10 protein-coding genes are annotated in these 20,799 nt (G+C 54.6%); 1 reads left to right on the forward strand and 9 read right to left on the reverse strand.

Translation table 11 applies throughout. The features are described from left to right. Positions 1–365: 365 nt before the first annotated feature. Positions 366–2,303, reverse strand: coding sequence for a CZB domain-containing protein (locus HY788_07635; GenBank protein MBI4774035.1), 1,938 nt, complete (start codon positions 2,301–2,303; stop codon positions 366–368). 1,121 nt (positions 2,304–3,424) lie between these two features. On the opposite strand from HY788_07635, the gene HY788_07640 reads away from it, so the two are divergent. Beyond that, a complete protein-coding gene (locus HY788_07640; GenBank protein MBI4774036.1) occupies positions 3,425–5,116 on the forward strand; it encodes a PQQ-dependent sugar dehydrogenase in 1,692 nt (563 codons plus the stop codon). 63 nt (positions 5,117–5,179) lie between these two features. Here HY788_07640 and HY788_07645 read toward each other — a convergent pair whose 3' ends face one another. From HY788_07645 to HY788_07680, 8 genes are all read right to left on the reverse strand, one after another. Continuing rightward, a complete protein-coding gene (locus tag HY788_07645; GenBank protein MBI4774037.1) occupies positions 5,180–7,237 on the reverse strand; it encodes a hypothetical protein in 2,058 nt (685 codons plus the stop codon). Between the two features lie 31 nt (positions 7,238–7,268). Next, positions 7,269–8,666 carry a sigma 54-interacting transcriptional regulator gene (locus tag HY788_07650; GenBank protein MBI4774038.1) on the reverse strand — a complete coding sequence of 466 codons (1,398 nt, stop codon included), beginning with the start codon at positions 8,664–8,666 and terminating at the stop codon, positions 7,269–7,271. Between the two features lie 444 nt (positions 8,667–9,110). After that, on the reverse strand, positions 9,111–11,690 hold the full coding sequence (locus tag HY788_07655) for a tetratricopeptide repeat protein (protein ID MBI4774039.1): 2,580 nt from the start codon (positions 11,688–11,690) through the stop codon (positions 9,111–9,113). 585 nt (positions 11,691–12,275) lie between these two features. Continuing rightward, positions 12,276–14,249: a thiamine pyrophosphate-binding protein gene (locus tag HY788_07660; protein ID MBI4774040.1), complete on the reverse strand. Its 1,974-nt coding sequence runs from the start codon at positions 14,247–14,249 to the stop codon at positions 12,276–12,278. 190 nt (positions 14,250–14,439) lie between these two features. Continuing rightward, positions 14,440–15,207 (reverse strand): SDR family NAD(P)-dependent oxidoreductase, encoded by a 768-nt coding sequence (locus tag HY788_07665; GenBank protein MBI4774041.1) that lies wholly within the window; start codon positions 15,205–15,207, stop codon positions 14,440–14,442. 164 nt (positions 15,208–15,371) lie between these two features. Beyond that, positions 15,372–16,154 (reverse strand): enoyl-CoA hydratase/isomerase family protein, encoded by a 783-nt coding sequence (locus HY788_07670; protein MBI4774042.1) that lies wholly within the window; start codon positions 16,152–16,154, stop codon positions 15,372–15,374. Between the two features lie 783 nt (positions 16,155–16,937). Then, positions 16,938–18,296, reverse strand: coding sequence for a sigma-54-dependent Fis family transcriptional regulator (locus HY788_07675; protein ID MBI4774043.1), 1,359 nt, complete (start codon positions 18,294–18,296; stop codon positions 16,938–16,940). Next, positions 18,293–20,560 (reverse strand): GAF domain-containing protein, encoded by a 2,268-nt coding sequence (locus tag HY788_07680; GenBank protein ID MBI4774044.1) that lies wholly within the window; start codon positions 20,558–20,560, stop codon positions 18,293–18,295. The genes HY788_07675 and HY788_07680 overlap by 4 nt, the downstream gene beginning before the upstream one ends. Between the last annotated feature and the right edge of the window lie 239 nt (positions 20,561–20,799).

A 20,799-nucleotide genomic window follows, 5' to 3' on the forward strand; every position in this document is an offset into this window, starting at 1 on the left:
TAAGCTTGGGTGAATCCATCACCGGCTGGAGCAAGATATCGATTTATTTAAGAGAATCGCCCAGAAAACGACTGCTACAGCAAGTGCAACTGCAAAAGCAAAGTAACATAGTAAACAGTTCTTAAGTTAGCGCTTATGCCCGCCCCTCCCCAAAACTCGGCTGTTGAAACTCGGACCGGCCCATTTTTCGAACGCCATGGTCCGCCGCGAAGCGGATGCTTTCAGCAGGCTCGCCTAACGTGAGGGCGAAGGAAACGACGCTCTTCCCAAGGAAGATAGGGGCCTGAGACTCTCCAGTTCAGGGCTCCTGAACTCATTTCATCGTGCCCGAACCGCTTCTTGGCCGCTCCACGGGAAGTTCGCTCTCACGTCTCTCCCTCTTCATGGTCAGCGCAGTCCCCTCCAGCCGACTTAAGAACAGGAGGCAGGGCCTTCCGGTTCACCGGCATGGGAAGTCGCGGAACACGAGGTCTTGCTTCGCTTCCGTCGTTGCCCGTAATACCAACCAATCGACCGAGGTCCAGGATCAGCATCCTCAACTGATCCGCCTGTGAATTCATTTCCTCCGACGCACTGGCGGATTCCTCTGCATTGGCCGCATTATGCTGAACCATACCGTCCATTTCGTTGACCGTCTTGGTAAGTTGAGAAATCCCGCGAGCCTGTTCGCCGGACGCCGACGCAATCTCCCCTACAAGGTTCGCTATTTCGGAAACATTGCCGGCTACTTCCCTGAACGCGCTGTTGGTTTGTATGACCAACTCGGAACCATCAGTCACTTGCTTCACCATGCCTTCAATCAGCGTAGCCGTGTTTCTGGCCGCGTCGGCCGCCCGCATGGCCAAATTCCGCACCTCCTCCGCCACAACCGCGAAGCCTGCGCCCGCTTCTCCGGCGCGAGCCGCTTCAACGGCCGCGTTCAGTGCAAGGAGATTCGTTTGAAAAGCGATCTCATCGATCGTTCGGATGATTTTCGACGTCTCTTTACCCGCTCTTGCCATTTCGTCCATCGAAGCCGTTAAATCAGACATGGAGCCGTTGGCTTTTCCCACGACCTCGTTAACCCGTTTCATGAGATCGTTCGCTCGTGACGCGTTATGGGCGTTCTGTTTCGTCATCGAGGCCATTTCTTCAAGCGAAGACGAAGTCTCCTCGAGGGACGCGGCATGCTCCGAGGCGCATTCGGCCAAAGATTGACTCGAAGAGGAAACCTGGCCGGCGGCTGAAGCCACCATGGCCGAGCTTTCGCCCAGTTGGGCAGAGACTTTACGGAGAAACCTTCCCGTGCCTCGTGTAATGAACTGAGCGAGCAGTAGGCCCACAATAACGGCGACAGCGCCCACCGCAATAACATTGACTTTGGTGCTCCGGGCTGCATCCAACATGACCTCATCACCCATAATGTGATTTCTGGCCTCGATGCGGACTTCACGAAGAATGGCCTGAACGGATTTCAGGGCCGGAATGGTCTCGTCCGCATAGACGACATAGGCGTCCTTCATGTGCTTCATCTGCCCGTCCTGCCATTCCAGCACGTCGTCGAGAGCTTCAAGCGTCCTGGAGGCCATCGGAGCCGTGGTTTCGTTGAATACGACCAGAGCCTTATCCCGATGTCCCTGGTCCAGGAGTTCCTGGATCTCCTGCGCGCTTTCATGCAGTTTGTTATGAGGCTCCACAACCTTTGCGAGGGCCGCCGAAAACTCCGGGTATGTCTGCTTCAACGTATCCACGTCGGAGGACAGCAGCCATCTCCCGAGGCTGCATTTGGCGGGGTCTTTTTCCACGCCCAGTTGCGTCAGCGAGGCGTCCGTGAACACATCCTTTGCTTTGTTCACCCAGGCAAGGTGATCCGCCTTCTTTTCCCGCAAGAAGTGTCCAAGAGACCCGTCCGCCTGCCGGAAGAGCCGTCCGATCTCAATGGCCGATTCATGCAACTTTCGATGAGGCTCTTCCAGGCTCTTAAGCAAGGGGGACAGGCTCGGCGCCACAGTCTCGGCGCGCTTCCGGCCGTCCCCGTAGAGCCATTCGCCGAATCCGCATTTGTGATCGTCCGTTTCCACATGGAGCGTAGTGACATGATCATCCGTCAGCAGGGCATTCACTTGATTCGCCCAGTTGAGATGATCAATTTCCTTTTGCGCCAGATTGGCGTCCAGTTGGTTTCCAAGAATAACCTGTTCGGCGTTGCGTACTATGCTCCCCACTCCCGTAAAGCTCAGGATGGACACCGCAACCAATAGGGCCAGCACAACACTGAAGCCTATTGTGATACGTTTTCCTATGGTCATGTTCTTCCAGCTCATCGGGTTGTCACCTCCTCGAAGCAGGTTACTGATTGAAACTACGCAAATCGCATCCTATCCGCCTTGAATGGGGCGAGAACGCCGTCAGGCGTCCATCCAGGATCTGTGTCGCTCAAGTTACTTTGGTCCCGTGGGAACGTTGTATCGAAGTGTGGGGCGCCGTTTTCAGCGGAAGCAGCGTTTCCTTCCGGCTAAGTTCACGGCGCCCCTTCCGACGCCGCCCCCCGTCACCGCCATTTTCGAAGGGATGTAGAGCGCCCGGGAGGCGTCCACACGGTCCGGCCGGATAACTACCGGCCCCATCCACGATCATCTAAAAAGCAGATTCCCGTTCGACTACCTGATCGTTTGCCGAGGCGTTGCAACAGATAAAGCAAAAACTGTGCCTTAATTATGAATGTAGGTAAGTCATTAATATTAAAGGTAAAAAATTAGAGGAAGCCCAATTTACGACCGGGACTGCTCAATTTCTGCGCAATGGCCCGATCCGCGGATTCCTTCGTTTTCAATCAGGATGGCTGAAGACGCTAGGCCCTCAACGGTTTTCCCCCTAGTGGCTTTGCGACGCTGACTGCTCAGTTTCTGCGCTAGGGACTCGGGTGAGGCCTTTGTGCTACCGCTCCCGTTTCCCGAGCCATCTACACTCCGTTGATTCAAGGTTGCAGAGCATCAATGCGGACGTCGAGCAGATTCGATTCCCGGAGCCGGATATTCAAAGCGCAACGCTCCGGAACGATGGCTGTTCCCGTCCAAAACCAAGTTCCGGGTTATGGTCAAGCGCAGCGGACTGTCCGGGACTGCGGGACAGAATCCGGGAATTCCGGACAAGACAGACGTCGAAGGGAGAGCGAATTACAGACTCCCCGGGTTGGATTCATCCAACCATTCGTCTATGGATTGACAACCCAAGGGTAGATGCACATGTTCACATAAAAGGACGTATCCGCCAAAGGCAAGCCGAGGGAGGGCATTCAACCCTGGGGCGCTTACGTTTGCTGCATATGAAGACAACCCTTCATAAGAAAGTACGGATGATGACAAATAGCCAACGAAACACTCGCGCGCCGCGGGGGCTACGGTGCACGGCGCGGAGGCGCGCGTACCGCTCGCGCCGGGAGGTAATGGCCGCCATAGGTTTACTGTTTCTGCTCATCGCATCGCTTCCTGCTTTCTCCGCCGGCAACGCCCGATTCTCGGCTTTAAGAAATCCCACGGTGTTGGAAGACCCCATACCCGATCGCATTCAACAGGGCGGCATAGAGGTCAAACTCGCACCGGTGGCCACGGGCCTGACGGCGCCCAACTGGGGGGTCTACGCTCCCTCGCATCCGGACCTGCTGTTCGTTTCGGATCAAAACGGAACCCTCTGGAAAATCGAGCTGACGACCGGGGACAAGACTCCCTTTTTGGACATGAGCAGTCGATTGGTGGAACTGGGTGTCTTCGGTCCCGACTCCTTCGATGAACGCGGATTTCTGGGATTTGCTTTCCATCCCGACTACGCAGCCAATGGGCGTTTGTATACGTACACCTCGGAACCCGCCATAGGCGCCCCGGGTGAGGCCAACCATCAGAGCGTACTTACCGAATGGCTTGTCCCCTCTCCCGGAGATCCCTCGTCGGTCGCGGACGTCGGCAGCGCCAGGGAGCTGCTGCGGGTGGACGAGCCTCAATTTAATCACAATGCCGGAGGCGTGAATTTTGGCCCGGACGGAAAGTTGTATGTTTCTTTCGGAGACGGAGGGGGCGCCGACGATCGGGACGGTCAAACCTTTCTGGGAGAACCGATCGTGGGACACGGCGCCAAAGGGAACGGTCAGGATCCATCCAATCTGCTCGGAACCATCATCCGCATCGATCCCTCCGGAAACAACTCCTCCAACGGTGCATATGGCATACCCGGCGACAACCCGTTCTTAGGCATGAACGGATTTCGAGAAGAGATCCACGCCTATGGATTCCGTAACCCATTTCGTTTCTCCTTTGACGCAGAGTCGGGGGAGTTATACGCCGCTGACGTCGGGCAAAACAGTGTGGAAGAAGTCGACGTGGTTTCAGCGGGAGGCAACTATGGCTGGAACGTGAAAGAAGGATCCTTTTTCTTCGAACACAATGATAACAATCCCGGATCCGTAACCGACGCGCCCCCTCCTGACGCGCCGCAAGGTCTGATCGATCCCATTGCCGAATACGATCATGATGAAGGCGTTGCCGTGATAGGGGGCTTCGTCTATCGTGGAACCGGAGTTCCCTCTCTGTACGGCAAGTACGTTTTCGGAGAATTGGCGAAACCGGGTTCAGAAAGCGGCCGGCTGTTCTACCTCGAAGGAAGCACTATATTCGAATTTCCGTTGCTGGGACGATCGGAACTGGGACTGAGGCTGCTGGGGTTTGGTCAAGATGCCGACGGCGAGCTGTATGTACTGGGAAACACCACGGGAACCCCCTTTGGAAGCACGGGCGAAATCCTGAAGATCGTGTCCAATCCGTCCTACGACTTGTCCGGCGGGCTGTTGCACATAGACGCTCTGGACGTTTCCGACGCGACGGGCGCCGCCGTGTTCCGGGCGGACATGGCCGTCGAGCCCGGCAGCGACCCCATCATTTTCGGGGTCGTCGCGGCTTCGGTTCTGTCCGAGCGTTTCAAAGGGAGTGGCGCTTCCTTTGATTTCGAAACGGGAGAACTTATGTTACCCATAGTCGATGTCTTCGATAGCCAGGGCAATCTTGGGACCTATTCCGCCGGATTGAAGCTGCTCGCCGATCCCGACCGCATCCGGTTCGAGGTCACGGAAGCGGCTATGGTCCCTTGACCTGAAGCGCTCCATGGGGGCTCTTTTTTGCGGCGGATCGTTCGCTATGGTGCGATGACGGCGTCAATCAACAGCATATTTTTTCTGCTTCAGGTAATCTACGACCACATATTGCGCCAGGGTTTCTGAAGCGGAAAAGAATGCTTTGCCTTTGTTCTTCCTGCCCATGGCGGCAACGAATTCCCGTAGATCCTCGTCCTCGGACAACATGAAGGTGGTGATCCTCACGTCGTTTCTCGTGCATTTAGCCACTTCTCTCAACGTTTGGGTCACAATGAAAGGAAGCGTTTGGCCTTCCAGATAGACGACGCCGTCCATTACGCATGCCGTCGGTTCGCCGTCGGTGATCAAAAAGATATGCTTTTCCGAGCAGGGTTCCCGTCTCAGAATATCATTGCTCACACGAAGACCTTCCTGAATGTTGGTGAAGTCCGCGGGAAACCCGAACTCGCCCCGTTCTTCTTTGACTCTCAATTCCCTGTAAGGGAGGCTCTTCGGATGGTTTTCCAACTGAAACGGCATGGCCTGTAAAGAGACCAGGTCCGCGCCTCTGATTTCTTTCGCCAGGGTATAGAAACCCACAATATGCAACCGATCGCCCGGAAAGCAGCGCGAAATCAGTTCTTTCAGGCTCAGAGCCACCTTCTTTGCATAATAAAGCTTCTCGACCATGGAGCTGCTCACGTCGATCAATAGAACAGTGCTGGTCCGGGCATTGTATTCGGGCTCGTACAGTTGGAAATCACGGGGAGATATGGACACCGGAATGCCCCCGGAAGGATTTCTTTTCATTGCGGACAACACGGTCGAGGAGAGATCCAGATTCCACGGATCTCCGAACGCATACTCTTTGACCGCCCCGGAAAGCGAATGAAACGCGCGGTTGGATCGCAGGCTCCTTCTGGTCCATCCCCGGAGATTCATCTGGGAGAAGGTGTCTTGAAGAGCAAATTGCCCGATCTTTCGCAGCGCCTTGGCCGTGAGCATAAAACCGCCCGTCTTCTCCGTCAGGTATCCGCTCCTCTCGAGGAGTTCGATGATCTGGGCTAGCTTGTCCAACGACGATTCGGCGAGTTCACCAAGCACGTCCTGAAGAAGATCGGAATTGATTCGGGACAGGTCCCCATCGATGCTCGAGCTTCGGATGCTCTTTTCCAACTCTTCTAGCTTGAGGAGCTTCTTCGCAACGGTAAACGCATCGTCCAGTTGGATCTTACGAGAACCGCTAAAGGTATACTGCCTTCCTTTCGGGAGAGGCTCGCATTGTTCCAGTTGGTTCCATAGCGCTTCGAGGGCGATTTCAACATCGCCAAGTCCCCATTTCTCCAGCGTACATGCTTCCAGAGCCAAACGATCCTTGTACGGAAGACAGGAAACCAGCAACCTCAGCGCGGCGCGGTTCTTTTGAACGGATTCCAAAAACGCGCCCATACCGCCCTTCAAGTCGAACACGTGGCCGTATTGGCTGAAGAATGTAAGTATCCGCGATCTATCCTGTGTTCCAGGATCATCCACGACTCGGATCAGGTCTTCCAGGCTCCGCACGAGTTCCGCCGGCGCGAGAGCAGGTGCATCGTTTACCAGAAATTGAAGCCCCGACATCTTTCCCACGATGTCCTGAACGCGCTCGGACAGCCTTTTCCCGACTTCCGTGTCTCTGATTGAACCGCACAGAATCGTGTTCATCCGGTTCGCCAAATCGTTGGGAAAATCGACGATTAGCATCCGGAGGGCCTCATATGCCGCAACCTCGGGACCGACGGAAGCGTTTTCGAACGCAGCTCCGCCGTCATCGGATACACCGGGATCGGGAGTGGCCTCGAATTCGAGCAAGGCGGCTTCGAGATCGTTTCGTAGAGGATGAAGGACCCCGTCCATACCGTACGTTTCCAGAAGGGAGATCCTAAGCTCCTCGATCTGATTCAACATCTTGGAAAGACCGTCCACCCTCTGCTCGTCGATGTCCAAGAGCCCGTCCCACTTCAGCCGATCCATGGCGGATGCAAGGTCATATTTGCGTAATAAGCGCTCCGACAACGCTTTGAGCAGCGTATCGGCTCCAAGGGACGATGCCTTTTTCTTGGAATTCGGCTGGGGGCTGAAGTATCGGAAGACCGTCATAGGATGTTCGATCAGCTCAAGATCTCGAATTTCATGAATGCCTTGCGCGGTACCGCACGGTATCGTCCATTTTTTCTTTTTCCAGTTCTCCCCGGATCCTAAGACCCTCCAATACGAACTCCAGGCTCGAAGCCTTTTGCTCGGGAGTTCCGGCCTCTAATCTCGCGTGTATATCATCCAGGCCCTCGAATCGAACGCTCTGTCTTTCATACTCGGAACCGAGCATCATTTCGGAAACCACAACGCCGTTCGAGTCGCGAAAGTTCCCCAAAAACGGCCTGAAATCGTAACCGTTCCAATACGCTTCGAAAACGTTCGCCACCGCTCGATCCACCAGTTCCTGGAGGAGACTTTCTCCGAGAGCGTCGCCGAATCCCTCGATTTCGATTTTTCCCATGGTGGAGGCGGAGATAAACTCGAGATCGGTAATTCGGGGCACGGCCGAGCCTTCTCCCAGCCGGAAATGTCTGCGCAGCGCATTGGACAGTACGTTCTCCATGTTGTGAATGGACACCCTGACACTCACTCCCGAACGCTGATCGATTTCGCTATGAATTCTGGCCTGCCGCGAGATCTCCGCTACGATCTCCTTCATATACGAAGGCACGTCCATGTCGGCTTCCTCGGGAAACGTGCGCCGCTCCTGTTCCATAATCGTGATCTCGTCTTCCCTGAAAAGCGGATAGTGCGTCCTCACCTGAGAGCCGAAACGATCTTTCAACGGTGTGATGATCCTGCCCCGGTTCGTGTAATCCTCCGGGTTCGCGCTAGCGATGAAATAGACGTCCAAAGGCAGTCTGAAGGAAAAACCGCGGATTTGTACATCCCGCTCTTCCAATACGTTGAACAATCCCACCTGGATCTTTTCCGCCAGGTCCGGGAGTTCGTTAAGAGCGAAAATGCCTCGGTTCGACCGGGGAATCAGGCCGAAATGGATGGCTCCTGAATCCGAAAGGTATCTCCCCTCGGCTATTTTGATGGGGTCCACCTCTCCGATGAGGTCCGCGATGGTTACGTCCGGCGTGGCTAATTTCTCATTGTATCGATGTTCGCGGTGCACCCAATCGATCGGCGTGTCCGGCCCCATGTCCGCCAACATTTTCTTGCATCGATCGCAGATCGGGGAAAGGGGATCGTCTCGAATTTCGCAGCCGGCCAGAACCGGTATATACTCGTCCAGCAACGATATTAGAGCGCGCATTAAACGTGTTTTGGCCTGGCCCCGTTCTCCCAGAAGTACGATGTCCTGTCCTGAGAGGATCGCGTTTTCAATCTGAGGAATGACCGTATCCTCGAGTCCGATGATTCCGGGGAACAACCGCTCGCCGGAGCGGATCCGGGCGATCAGGTTCTTCCGGATCTCGTTCTTGACCGTTCCGGCGCCTAAGCCGCTGTCTTTAAGTTCGGATACCGTTTCGGGTCTTTTCATTCGATCTCCACCATTTCAACTTTCCGATGGTTTTCTGCACGTTCTCACTACAGGCGAAAGCGAGCCTCTCTCAGCCGACGGTCCCCATTTTTCGGGGTACGATTCGATTGAAATCGATGGTTAGGGATTCTCCATCGACATCGAGGACCGCAGGAATGCCGCAGACGTGGACTTCTTCGTGTTCAGATAGCTTTTTCGAGATATCAAAGGGACACTCTTCAATGATTCTCTTTATGGTTTCTATGGTTAAGTAATCAAAAACATCATATAATAATTCTATATTTACGGGTTTGACAGGTGGAAACACATATCGTTTGACAGTGTAGCCGCCTGAGAGCTCTCTGACTGCGGCAAGAAAATAGTAAATCGGGCTGATGGTATAATAACGTGGAATATGAAAAAGAGCTCTATTGGTCCGAATCGTGTCATATAGGTTAAGAGCCTTTAGGGAAACGCGCGGATCAGATTCTTGAACGTATGTTCCGCGGCCTGATAGTCGTGTAAGCTCCGTAGGCGTTCAGCCTCCGACAACTCGCCGGCGATCCGCTGAAAAGAGGGATCTTCCTGCACTGCATCTTCCTCGAGCCGATGGTGATAATCCACGAAAGACATCAGGTTGAGGGCGCTCATTTCCTCTCGAACAGTGGCGAATGCTCGTGAACAATCCCAATCCTGATTCCGATCCAACAGAAGGAAGATGCTTTCACCGAGGGCCTTCATCTCGGGACGCGACTCGGGCAGGCGGGTCCAGGCTTCAACAACGGCGCGTACGTCTCTTTCCGAGAAATAGCTGCGCAGGAACTCGAAAGGATCGTGGTTCGGAAACTCGACGATCAGATCCCTCACCTTCGGGTCGGCGTAACTGATGATCTGGGAAGCGTTCAACGCGTATTCGGGATACCCCTTGGGGACGCGATAATTATCCAGCATACCGAAGTGGCCTCGATCCAGGCCTTCTTCATTCCTCCAGTCGTACTGCTGATTGGCGATATCCTCGTTGGTGTATTTGTTGCCGATGTGTCCCATGATTCCGATTTCAATGGCCACATTGATCGGATAGGGGCATACCACGTAGAAGATCAGCGATTCGATCAGCTGCGGGATGGTGGTGTAGGGGGTTGTTATGATCGTGTTATTAAAGCAGAAAAACCCCATCCGCTTGGCGATACGGTTCAGCGGAATCACATGGGAATCCAGAGTGTAGCCTTTCTGGTTCTCATCAATGGTGCTCTGAGAAAGGCCGTCCGAGCCCACGTCCAGAGATTGGAAGTTGGCGGTCTTCAACCACGACAGCACCTCGAGATCCACGGTCTCGCTTCCGCGATAGAGCGTACGAACACTGGTTATAGCTGAAAAGGTATAGAATCGTTGAAGCCCCAGCTCGTCCACCATCATTGAAAATGCTTTCACGCGGTCTCTGTTGATCAGGAAATCGTCGTCTTCTATGACGATCATGATCTTATCGTCCGGCTTGGGAATCCGAGCGTTGTCGGCCGCTGCTTTGCTTTCCTTCAGCAGGGCCGTTAACGCTTCCTGCGTGATCCCTTCCGGCCATTCCATGGCCAACCGGAGCAGCAGGAATTCGATCATGGCCAACGCGCTTCTTTTCGCATCCGGGAGTTCGACCGGATCGTTGTTCCAGGGAAGCGCCATTCGATAGCGCTTGCCGGACCATTTGTTGCAAAACCGGCAGTCATATGGACAGCCGCGGGAAGTCTGCCAGTAGTAGATGGTTTTTCTCTTGTCCGGTATGGGGAGGTGATATTTTTTCGGAACGAGGGTGTGATCCAGGTGGTGAACGATTCGAGTGTTCCCCCTTTGAATGATCACCCCTCCGGGCAACGCTTTTATAGCGTTGACCTGACTTCTCGAGAGCCCCGCCCCTCTCGGAGAACGCCCCAGGGCTTCGGCCACCAGAGGAAGCGCCTCGTCCGCATCGCCCTTTATGAGTACGTCAAAATCCGGTACGAGGGCGGCGCACTGTTCCGGTGTTTGAGAGCTGGATCCGCCGATAACGATCTGTGCTTCCGAAAACCGTCGCCGAAGGTGTGAAATGACGTAACACGCCTCCTCGATCACCGCGTCCAACACGGATACGGCGAACACGTGCGGCGACTGTCCGGAGAACTCATCGAGGGCCGCAAACGTCTCCAGATAGTCTTCCATGTAATTGATGGAGCGAACATATGCCGCGGCGGCTTCGAATCCCCTCTGCTGAAGTCGATCACGCAGAATAGTCACTCCGTAATCCGAAGCGAGCCCCAACGATAGCACGAGTACGCGCGGCAAGGCCGCACTTGACGCATCTTCCGATTCAACGGCCTCGGCTTCATCACGGTCCGGCGCCGAGGAAATCGGACCCTGTTCCACCAATCTCCGAAGGCTTTCACGCTGTTTTTCCCGTTCCCAGGAAACTACTTCGTACGTCGCATCCAGCCGCCATTTCAGGGCTTTGTCCGGACCTTCCAGGAGAGACAGCCGCATCGGCGCATCGGCGAGATCCGGGTGGATGACCACGAACCCCGCCGGCTGCAGTCGAGGAACATCCATGAGCCCGCTCGGTTGAATCGCGCCGCTCCGGATGTGTTCATGAGTCGCGGCCAACGACTTCAGGAGCCGCAAACAGGCTCCGGGGGGCACATATGTGTTGACGCGGGCGCGAAACTCCCAACTGCCCGGAAATCCCAGGGAGTCGACGATGTAACCGCCTTTTCCGTCCGGAACCACGGCCTTGGACAGAAATCCCGCCTTACAATAACGGTTGGCCTCCAGGTCCTGGAGATCTCTGTTGATCCGCTCGGTGCGGTCCCACTGTAGCTGCAGACCGGAGTCCCAGGAATCACCCCGGCGCAGGGAACGAAGGACCGTGAGTGCATCCTCGTATCTTCCAAGCCGGGTGTACACGTCCGCCAGGTGAACGGCGGCCTTCTTACTGTTAGGATATGAACACAGCACTTCATCGAAGAATTGTAAGGCCTTGTGTAGCGGTCCTTGAACGCTGTATTTGATTCCTTCCTCCAACATACGGATGTTTCCTTATCCGGGTGAATGTGGATGGATATACGGTCGTAACCCCTTTAGCGGGGATCCGTTGGAACAGAATGAGAGAGTTTATAATGGCGTACGGCGCCCTGCAAGTGGTTGGTCAAGCACCGGCCCGCTTCACATCTAATAGACTTCGGCTTTCGCGTTCTGAAACCGACCCCTCGTCCACAGAGCCTCGGGTTTCCATTCCAAGGCCCTGCGTCCGACGAGCGATGGGAGTTGCCTGAGCCTACTCGAATCTTTACGCGCCTGTCCGGCTTATTCGGATGTTACCGAGAGCGGAAAACAGGTCAACGGAACGCTCGCATCTTTCCGCACGGCTGGAATCTGACGAGGTCGCCGGACAGCTTCACGTCGCTCCTCTTGAAGACAACGGCCTGAAATGGCTCCGGCTTCCAGATAGGCCACGCGAAGCCACGGATGAACATCCGGCTGAAGCAAACCTCCACCCCTGGGTCTGCCAGAAGCAAGAGGCGCTCCAACCGGAACCAAGAGGTTGATACAGCCGAAGCTGGTGGGCTGTCCGGATTTCGGTCTATGGGCCTGATGTTGTCCCTTTACGGATTATCTTTTTTTCCGTTTAGCAAAGGCTTCATCCGGCCAAGTGGGGGCGAAACCTCGGTACGTTGGATCGCACAGACCCAGATCCATGATCGTCTTCCTGCCTTCTTCCGGGAGGTCTTCCCATTCCAGGAAGCCACAGCAGTTGGTGAGGAAGGTCGCCCAGATCTCATTCATCGTTCGGCCTTCCACGTGGACTTCGATGAAGGCGGGCTTGGATTTGTCGCGCACGAAATCCAAAGCGCGCTTCAGCGCCGGTTTATACTCGCCGTCTTTTACCACAAATTCCGTGTGGCAGCCGAACTCCGCCATCATTTTGTCGTAGCGGATTCCGGGAAGAGTGGACCAGGAGTCCAGCATTTCGTTGCCGGTGGGAGAACAGGCCTTGGACCAGAAAAGCTTCCATCCTCCGGCCACCATGGTGTCGTTGTTCTCATGGATGAATACGCAGGGGATGTCCCATCGGGCGCAGGTCTCGATGTCCATTCCGCCGGCGCCCAACCCTCCGTCACCGATGAGACAGACGAGCGGAATGGACCTGTTGGTGGCCAGCGCACCACCGATGGCCATTCCAGGGCCGTGTCCGATTCCGATGGTATCACTGGCGTCCAGCACCCGGCCGGCCGTCCGGCATCGGTTGTGGTCCGTGTAGTACGAAGAAGCGGTGAAACCGTCAATCACGGAAATGACCTCGTCGTTCAGCTCTTCATGAATCACTTCGTACGTCAGACGACCGATGAGGTCCGGGTGCACCGGCGTGATACCTTTCATCTTCTCGATACGTTCCGCCACCTTTTTCTCATAATAGTCCTTGCTGTCTACAATGTACTTTCTCCACTCGTTCCATTTGTCCGGCGGGCGCTTGATGCCCAGGTCCTTTACGCACTCGATCATCTGCTTCAGCAGGGCCTTGATGTTGCCGATGAGTTCGAAGTCGGTGCCGAGCATGAGATCCACGTTCTCGCGACATGTTTGCGCCTGGATGTAGCGGGTGGCCTCTCCCCAGAAGGGCGGGTAACCATGCATTTCCAGGTAGCCCACGCGGAGGCCCAGAACCATGGCCCGGTCGCAGGCTCGCAAGAAGCGTCCTCTGGCGCGACCGCCGCAGTTCAGAGGATTGTACTCGTCGATGGCGCCTCTGGCCATTCTTCTGGTATGGCAAGGTATTCCCGTCAGTTCCACCAGTTCGCGCAGCTCTTCCTGGGCGTGGTCATACCAGACGCTCTCGCCGGCGATGATGCCGGGTTTCCCTCCCTCGAGCAGCCAGCGCACGGCCTGTTCCACCAACGCCGGGTCTTCATGCGTCATTTTGGGTTCGGTTCGCAGCAGGTTTCCGGGTCCATACAGATAAAAGGCCTCGATCAGGGGAACCCGGGACTTTTCATAGCTGGTGTCCCATGGAATCGAGATGGCGGTGGGCCCCATGGGCGGCGTCATGGCCAGCCGGTACATGCGCTTGAATTCCGAGAGCATGGATCTGGGACTGGTAATCCGGGTCGTCTTTTTGGTGATACCCTGAAACACTTTTTCCGCCTGGACAAGACCTTGGGCGAAGTACACATTGTCGGTCCATGCCGGGTGCTCGCCGCCGATGACGAGTATGGGAGACTGGGCCGCCATGGCCTGCGCCAGACCTGACGTGCAGTTGGTCAAACCCGTGGAGGGTCCGATGATCGTAGGCGCCGTGCGCCGCGTCATCCGCGCGTAAGCGTCCGCGGCAAAGGTGGCGCTCTGTTCGTGGCGTACGTGCACGCGCTTGATGCCCGCCTTCATAAAGAGACCTTCCATCGGGAATTCCGCGCCCGCCGTTATTCCGAATATGTACTCCGTGCCCTCCTGTTTGGCCATGTCGGCCATCATCGCGATAACGTGAGTTTCCTTTAGATACGCCTCGGGCAGTTCTTCACACTCGAACTCAGCGCCCGGCTTGAGCTGGTCCACGATCATACAGTCTTTTTCCGGTCCGGATGGTTGCATCTTGGTGTCCCTCTCTTTTTGATGGATAGATCCTTTTTCCGGAGAATTCTCCGACGACTAAATCCGTCTTCACTTCTGAATGTAGGATACTCTGAGCGTCGACCTCCTTTCTTTAATATTGGAATCCAACATCACCTGTTTACCTAAACGAAAAGACGTTTTCACGGGATGGTGTTCATTATTAGAAGTATTACTTGGGAGCCAAGCGCAGAGCTCCGTCGAGGCGCAACGTTGCCCCGTTCAGCATGGCGTTCTCGATGATTTGTCGAACCAGTTGGGCGAATTCCGCAGCTTTTCCCATTCGCCTCGGAAACAGACAGGTGGCGATAAGCGATTGTCGAACGGGGTCCGGCATCCCCCCAAGCATGGGAGTGTCGAACAGTCCCGGCGCGATGGTCACGTTGCGGATACCATAACTCGCGAACTCCCGGGCAATGGGAAGTGTCATTCCAACCACGCCCGCCTTCGAAGCGCTGTAGGCCGCCTGACCGATTTGACCTTCGAAAGCCGCGCCCGATGCCGTATTGATAACGACACCCCTTTCTCCGTCTTCGTTGGGTTCGTTCTTCATCATCTGTTCAGCGGCCAGCCGTATAACGTTCATGGTGCCGATCAGGTTGATTCTCACCACCATTTCGAAGCCCTGAATACTGAGCGGCCCTTTTTTCCCGAGTACTTTTGCCGGCGTTGCCACTCCGGCGCAGTTAACCGCTACGTGTATGGCTCCGAAACGTACCATGGTCTCGTTTATGGCAGCCTGGACCGACCCCTCACCGGTTACATCCGTTTTGCAGAAGATGCAGTCATTGCCGAATTCCGCTGCAAGGTCGGATCCCTTTCCCTCCGCCAGGTCGAGTATGGCGGCCTTGGCGCCGGCTCCAACGAGGTTCCGTACGCAGGCCTCACCCAGCCCGGACGCGCCTCCGGTAACAATGGCTACACACCCGTTGACTTCCATGCTTCTCTTCTCCCCCAGTACCTCTCAGACCGGTATGCCCGGTAAGGAGGCGGCTTTGCGACGGCCTGTTCCCGGCCATCGCCGTTCAAGTGCGTTTGCTCGCTCCGTTTTTCCTCTGGACGGCCGGTTGTGTAAGCCTGCCATATCTCCGACTCGGGAAGCGGCTATTTCCCCGCAAACGTAGGGCGCCGTTTCTCGCTGAATGCCCGAATTCCCTCTTTCGTGTCATCCGTATGAACGAAGAGGTAGGCAATCCCGTCGAGTTCCTGAGCCAAGCCTTCCGCAAGACTTTCCTCGCCGGGCGCCCGCAGGCATCTTTTGATCCGCGCGATGGCCTGAGTGGCTCCCCGGGCAAGTTCCTCAGCCAGTTTAACAGCCTCGGGAAGAAGCTGGTCCTGAGGGAACACTTTATCTACGAGCCCGATGGAAAGGGCCTCGGGTCCCTGCAAGGTGTTCCCCCGGAAAAGAAGCTCGGTCGCTTTGCCGCGCCCGATAAGGCGCGGCAGCCGTTGTGTTCCGCCGGCGCCCGGCAGCAACCCAAGAGTAACCTCGGGAACCCCGATCAAGGCCTTGGAATCCGCCATGTACCGGAAGTCACAGCTGAGGGCCAGTTCGCATCCCCCACCCAGGGCATGACCGCTCAAAACCGCTATGGTGGGCTTGGGTAATCCTTCAACGCGGTTGCAGATTTTCTGAGCGTTCGCGATATATTCACGAAATTCCTGCTCGTTGAGGCCTAACAAATACTTGAGGTCCGCGCCGGCCATAAAGATCTTGGGCACACTGCTTTTGATCAGTACGGCCCGGCAACCCGCATCGTTTCCGACCGCTTGCACGGCCGCATCGAATTCCTGCAGCAGTTGCACGCTCATGGCGTTGGCAGGCGGAGAATTCAGGGAGATGTAGGCGACTCCGTTTTGCTTTTCCCACGTCACCAGCTCAGACATGTTCGATCCTCCTCTCTGATGGTCAGTCGACTTATCGAGCCAACCAGGCCGCTCCCAGCGATCCGGTGAACGGGGCTGAGGCGGAACAAAAGCCTCGAGTCCGGCCCTTTTTTCCAGCCGACGCACGACTCCCAAGTTCTGGGCTATGCCGCCCGTTATGACGAAATCCTTTTTCAGACCCATGGCCTTGTTCAGCTTGAACACGCGCCCGGCCACGGAATCATTGGCGCGTTTTGAAAAGAAACACGATCGCTTAAACTCGCGATAAAAATAGTTTGAGGATCAAAATTGAGTTCGATAGAAACTTCATAGACCTTGCTTTCGTCTCGAGAAAGGCCCTCCGAGCCTTTGGAGAACCCATTCAAGAGCCGTGCCGATGGGGTTAACTTATTGACTTTACAGCTAAAATAAGGCACTAGGTTTCCCGTGACACCCAAATCGCGAGGTAAGACCGAAAAGGTGGGCCGAATTGAACCACTTTTGAACGTAACAGCGAGGGCTCGGCGGCTCGGCGGGCATTCAGCCGCAGGAAAAAGGGTGGGCCGTTTCGACCCATGGGATTGGTTCAGAATGACCCGGTTGAAAGGCAATCGCTCGATGGAGCCTCCCGGAGAACAAACGGCTGTTTCATCCGAAAACAGTCCTTATTCTCTTCTGCTGAGGAAAACATTGGAGGAATTTCCCTCGGACGCCTCTAAATTCCCTAAGGCTCTTCAAAGCTCTGTCACACCACCCAAAGAACCCTTCGCCAAAGTGTGCACCGGAGTATGGGAACGCTTCGCCTCAGTTTTTCCCGAGTTTCCGTCTGAGACGATTTCTCGTAATGCCTAAATGACGGCAGGCAAGGCTCTTGTTGCCCCCCGTGTATTCCAGCACTTTCTGAATATATATGGTCTCCAACTGGTCCAAGGGGAGAATATGGCCTTCGGCCAGTGGGAATGGAAGATCGCCCGGGTTCTCGGGACTCTTTACAGCTCCGCGAATTTCAGGCGGCAGGTCGGCAGCAAGAATCCATTGCCCTTCCGCCAGGATGATGGATCGTTCGATGACGTTTTTCAGCTCCCGAACGTTTCCCTTCCAGGTATAGTTTTCGAGAGCGTCCATGGCTTCCGAAGAAAACCCTTGAATACTCTTACCGAATTCACGGTTGAAGGTCTCCATGATATGCTTCGCCAGGAGGGGAATGTCTTCCTTTCGTTCTCTAAGAGGCGGAATGAATATGGGAAAAACATGAAGGCGATAATATAGATCCTCCCTGAAGGTTCCATTTTCCAGCCCTTTTTCGAGATTCCTGTTGGTGGCCGCCACCACGCGCACATTCACCCGTACCGGTTTAACGCCCCCCACCCGATAGTATTCCTGTTCCTGTAAAAATCTCAGGAGCTTAACCTGGGTTCCGGGAGAGATGTCTCCAACCTCATCCAGAAAAATGGTGCCGCCTTCCGCGGATTCTATAAAACCGATCTTACGCTTGGTTGCACCCGTGAAAGCGCCTTTTTCATACCCGAAAAGTTCGCTTTCCAGGAGGCTTTCCGGCAGTGAAGCACAATTTACCGGGACAAAAGGCATGTCCCGTCTGGAGCTGTTGTAGTGAATGGCCCTGCACAACAATTCCTTCCCGGTTCCGCTCTCCCCCCGAACGATCACCGTCGAGTTCTCCGTCTGGGCCACTTTCAAGGCTTCCTCACAAGCCTTCTTCATGGCAATGCCCTGGGTCACGATCTTCCCGAATTCGTATTTTCTCGCGGTGCTGTCCTTGATGCTTCTCAATTCCTCTTTCAGGCGAAACAGCTCGGTGGTTTTCTGTACAGTAAAAGAAAGCTCCTCTATATCAAAAGGTTTGGTGATATAGTCCTGTGCTCCTTGTTTGATGGCTTCCACCGCGGATCTGATTCCCCCATAAGCCGTGATGAGAATCACCAGGGCCTCCGGGTTGACTTCCCGGATCTCGTGCAATACGTCCAGACCGTTACCATCGGGCAGACGTACGTCCAACAATACGAGTTCCGGGACATATTCCCTGTACGCCTCGATGGCCTTGCGGGCGCTCTCTGCGAGATATACCTGATACCCCTCCCGCTGAAAGTGCTTCTTCAGCGAATCCCGAAGGAGTTTCTCGTCGTCTACAATCAGCAATTTCATGATTTCAACCGAACGAAGAAGACACTTCCCTGTCCGCACTCGGACTGGACGAAAATCTCGCCGTCATGCTCCTCGATGATCTTCTGGCAGATCGTCAGTCCAAGACCCGTACCTCGATTCTTGGTGGTGAAAAACGGATCGAAGATCTTGGAGAGATGCTGGGGCGAAACCCCCGATCCGTGATCCAGGACACGGATTTCCACCCCGCTTCTCCCTTCCTGGGCCTTTCCGTTCATGGACTTTGCATGCAGCTCTATGGCTCCGCCGTCCGGAGTGGCCTGCACCGCGTTCAGTAACAGGTTCAGGAAAACCTGTCTCAATTTGTCCGGATCCGCATGAACGGCCGGCAGTCTGTGTTCGAAACGTTCCACGATGGTAATATTCTTTTCTCTGATCGTCTCCTTCATCGGCGTAACCGAATTTCGCAGCACTTCCTTCACGTCCACATTCACCATATTCAGATTGATCGGCTTTGACAGCTGAAGGATTTCATGGATCAAAGTCTCCATCCGATCCGCTTCTCCCAGCACCGCGTCCATGATTTCTCGCTGTTCATCCGTAAGCGACAACTCCTGCAGCAAAGTCTGTATGGCGGCGTAAATGCCGCTTAGCGGATTTCTAAGCTCGTGCGCCACGCCGGCCGCCATGGTTCCTATGGCAGCCGTTCTTTCCATACGATTCAAGGAATCTCTCATTCTTTTCTTCTCTGTTATGTCCGAAATAAACGTAGTAACACCGCACAATTTCTTTTCTTCATCGTATACTGCAAATGCGCTTATTTCCAACACCAGAGCTTCATTTTCCGCGTTATATGTAGCCTCGGTTTCAACATCTTTATTGGTATGAATGGTTTCATATATTACGTCGGATATAAATCTATTATCCTTATTAAATATACTTTCAACGGGTCTATTTCCCAAGTTTGATGATGTGATGTTACATATTGCTCTCGCTCTTGGATTGATAGATCGTATCCTGCCTTCTGCGTCTGTGATCAGAATCCCTACGGCTATACTGTTTCTAAGATTATCTGTAAATCTCTTCTCCAATAACAGTGCGTTGTAAAGCGTCATATTCTCAATCAGTTTACTTGCTTGAGAAGCGTATATCTTTAATACTTCCGTTGCAGTATCGTCGAAAACTCCACGGTCGGAATGATCCAATTGAATAATTGCGGCAACACTATCTTTATACACGATGGGCAAGAAAATGGCGGAACCCTTGGGTTGCGAAAGCGGAAGGGACACGCCGGACTCCTCGACATCAGGAATACGGACAGCTCTTTGTTTCTTGAACAGCTCGTCGAACGGAAATAGCTCGAGAGGGGCCTGGGGGTGGTCTTCCAGGGAATTCGAGTACCCCCGGCTGCTCGAGGCTTCCGCGCACAGAGACCCGGAATTGCATTTCCAAAGTATGCCACTCGTTGCTCCGCTGACCGTGAGGGCCCCCTCGAGGATCTTCTCGATCAGGTGATCCATGTCCACCATGCTGTTCAGTTCATGGTAAATCTCCTGAAGTTTGGAAAGGTAGTCGATCTTGCGCTGATTTTGTTCGTATAGCCGGGCGTTTTCAATGGCGATACTGGCGTGGTTCACAAATAACATAAGGACTTTAATGTCTTTTTCCGTGATTCGAAACTGGCCGGGATACCGTTCAGCCCGGACGGGAAACCGCTCAATCCCGATGATTCCGAAGGTTTCACCCTTGGACCTCAATGGAACGTACAGAACCGAGCCTCGACCTCCGTGCTGGAGAGATATTTTCAGGTCATGTCGGGTCAATTCGGGACCTTCGGATGGATTTTCGACGTACGTGAAGGTCGAGGATTTTGCGGCCCGGATTTCGATGCAATCATGACGATAGATATTGAGCGGTTTGGAGCGGACGATGCGTTCGCTGTCCTTGCTCATGCCGGCGGTTCCGTAGCAGCTCAGGTTCTCTTTCTTCTTGTCCCACAGATACACGATTCCCCGATAGTACCCGAAACAGTTCAGCACATTGTTCAGAATCGTGCTCAATACCTTATCCAGGGTGATGCCTTCCAGGGGCAGGGGACTGACGTTGTTGAGGCTTGCAATGAGCTTGCTTCGCTCCATCACTTCGGACGCAAGCTCCCGGTTTTGTCGTTTCAGAGCCTCGATGAGCCCGTACACGCTTCCTTCGTCACCGGGCGGCCGGCCCAAGTCCGAAGCCGCATCCCGTTCCGGCGCCTCATCCTCGCGGTCCAATCCGAAAGCCAGGGAGTTCAGATCTAGAATACACATCGCCGACTCCTACGTTTGGTATTGGCAGTTGCCGAAACATAATGGCGGACTTCCTGCCCCATCGTCAAGCGGGAGCAGATTCAAGAAACGTACCACTTCGTAACACTCGACCTCGCCATTTCGTTTCCCGCGCTGTCGCATCGAGAGAGTGCTGCCTGCTCAGGCATGCATTTTGCTTAATACCTGACTGTTGGTCCAAGTGCGCGCCTCTAACGAAGTCGGTGAGATGACGCTCCACG

The organism is Deltaproteobacteria bacterium (genome assembly GCA_016208165.1).
In the GTDB taxonomy this organism is placed as follows: Bacteria; Desulfobacterota; Desulfarculia; order JACQYL01; family JACQYL01; genus JACQYL01.

Excerpts from the sequence above, each read along its gene's own strand:
- HY788_07635 (MBI4774035.1), bottom strand. The coding sequence starts at position 2,303 with ATGAGCTGGAAGAACATGACCATAGGAAAACGTATCACAATAGGCTTC.
- HY788_07640 (MBI4774036.1), top strand. The coding sequence starts at position 3,425 with ATGGCCGCCATAGGTTTACTGTTTCTGCTCATCGCATCGCTTCCTGCT.
- HY788_07645 (MBI4774037.1), bottom strand. The coding sequence starts at position 7,237 with ATGACGGTCTTCCGATACTTCAGCCCCCAGCCGAATTCCAAGAAAAAG.
- HY788_07650 (MBI4774038.1), bottom strand. The coding sequence starts at position 8,666 with ATGAAAAGACCCGAAACGGTATCCGAACTTAAAGACAGCGGCTTAGGC.
- HY788_07655 (MBI4774039.1), bottom strand. The coding sequence starts at position 11,690 with ATGTTGGAGGAAGGAATCAAATACAGCGTTCAAGGACCGCTACACAAG.
- HY788_07660 (MBI4774040.1), bottom strand. The coding sequence starts at position 14,249 with ATGCAACCATCCGGACCGGAAAAAGACTGTATGATCGTGGACCAGCTC.
- HY788_07665 (MBI4774041.1), bottom strand. The coding sequence starts at position 15,207 with ATGGAAGTCAACGGGTGTGTAGCCATTGTTACCGGAGGCGCGTCCGGG.
- HY788_07670 (MBI4774042.1), bottom strand. The coding sequence starts at position 16,154 with ATGTCTGAGCTGGTGACGTGGGAAAAGCAAAACGGAGTCGCCTACATC.
- HY788_07675 (MBI4774043.1), bottom strand. The coding sequence starts at position 18,296 with ATGAAATTGCTGATTGTAGACGACGAGAAACTCCTTCGGGATTCGCTG.
- HY788_07680 (MBI4774044.1), bottom strand. The coding sequence starts at position 20,560 with ATGTGTATTCTAGATCTGAACTCCCTGGCTTTCGGATTGGACCGCGAG.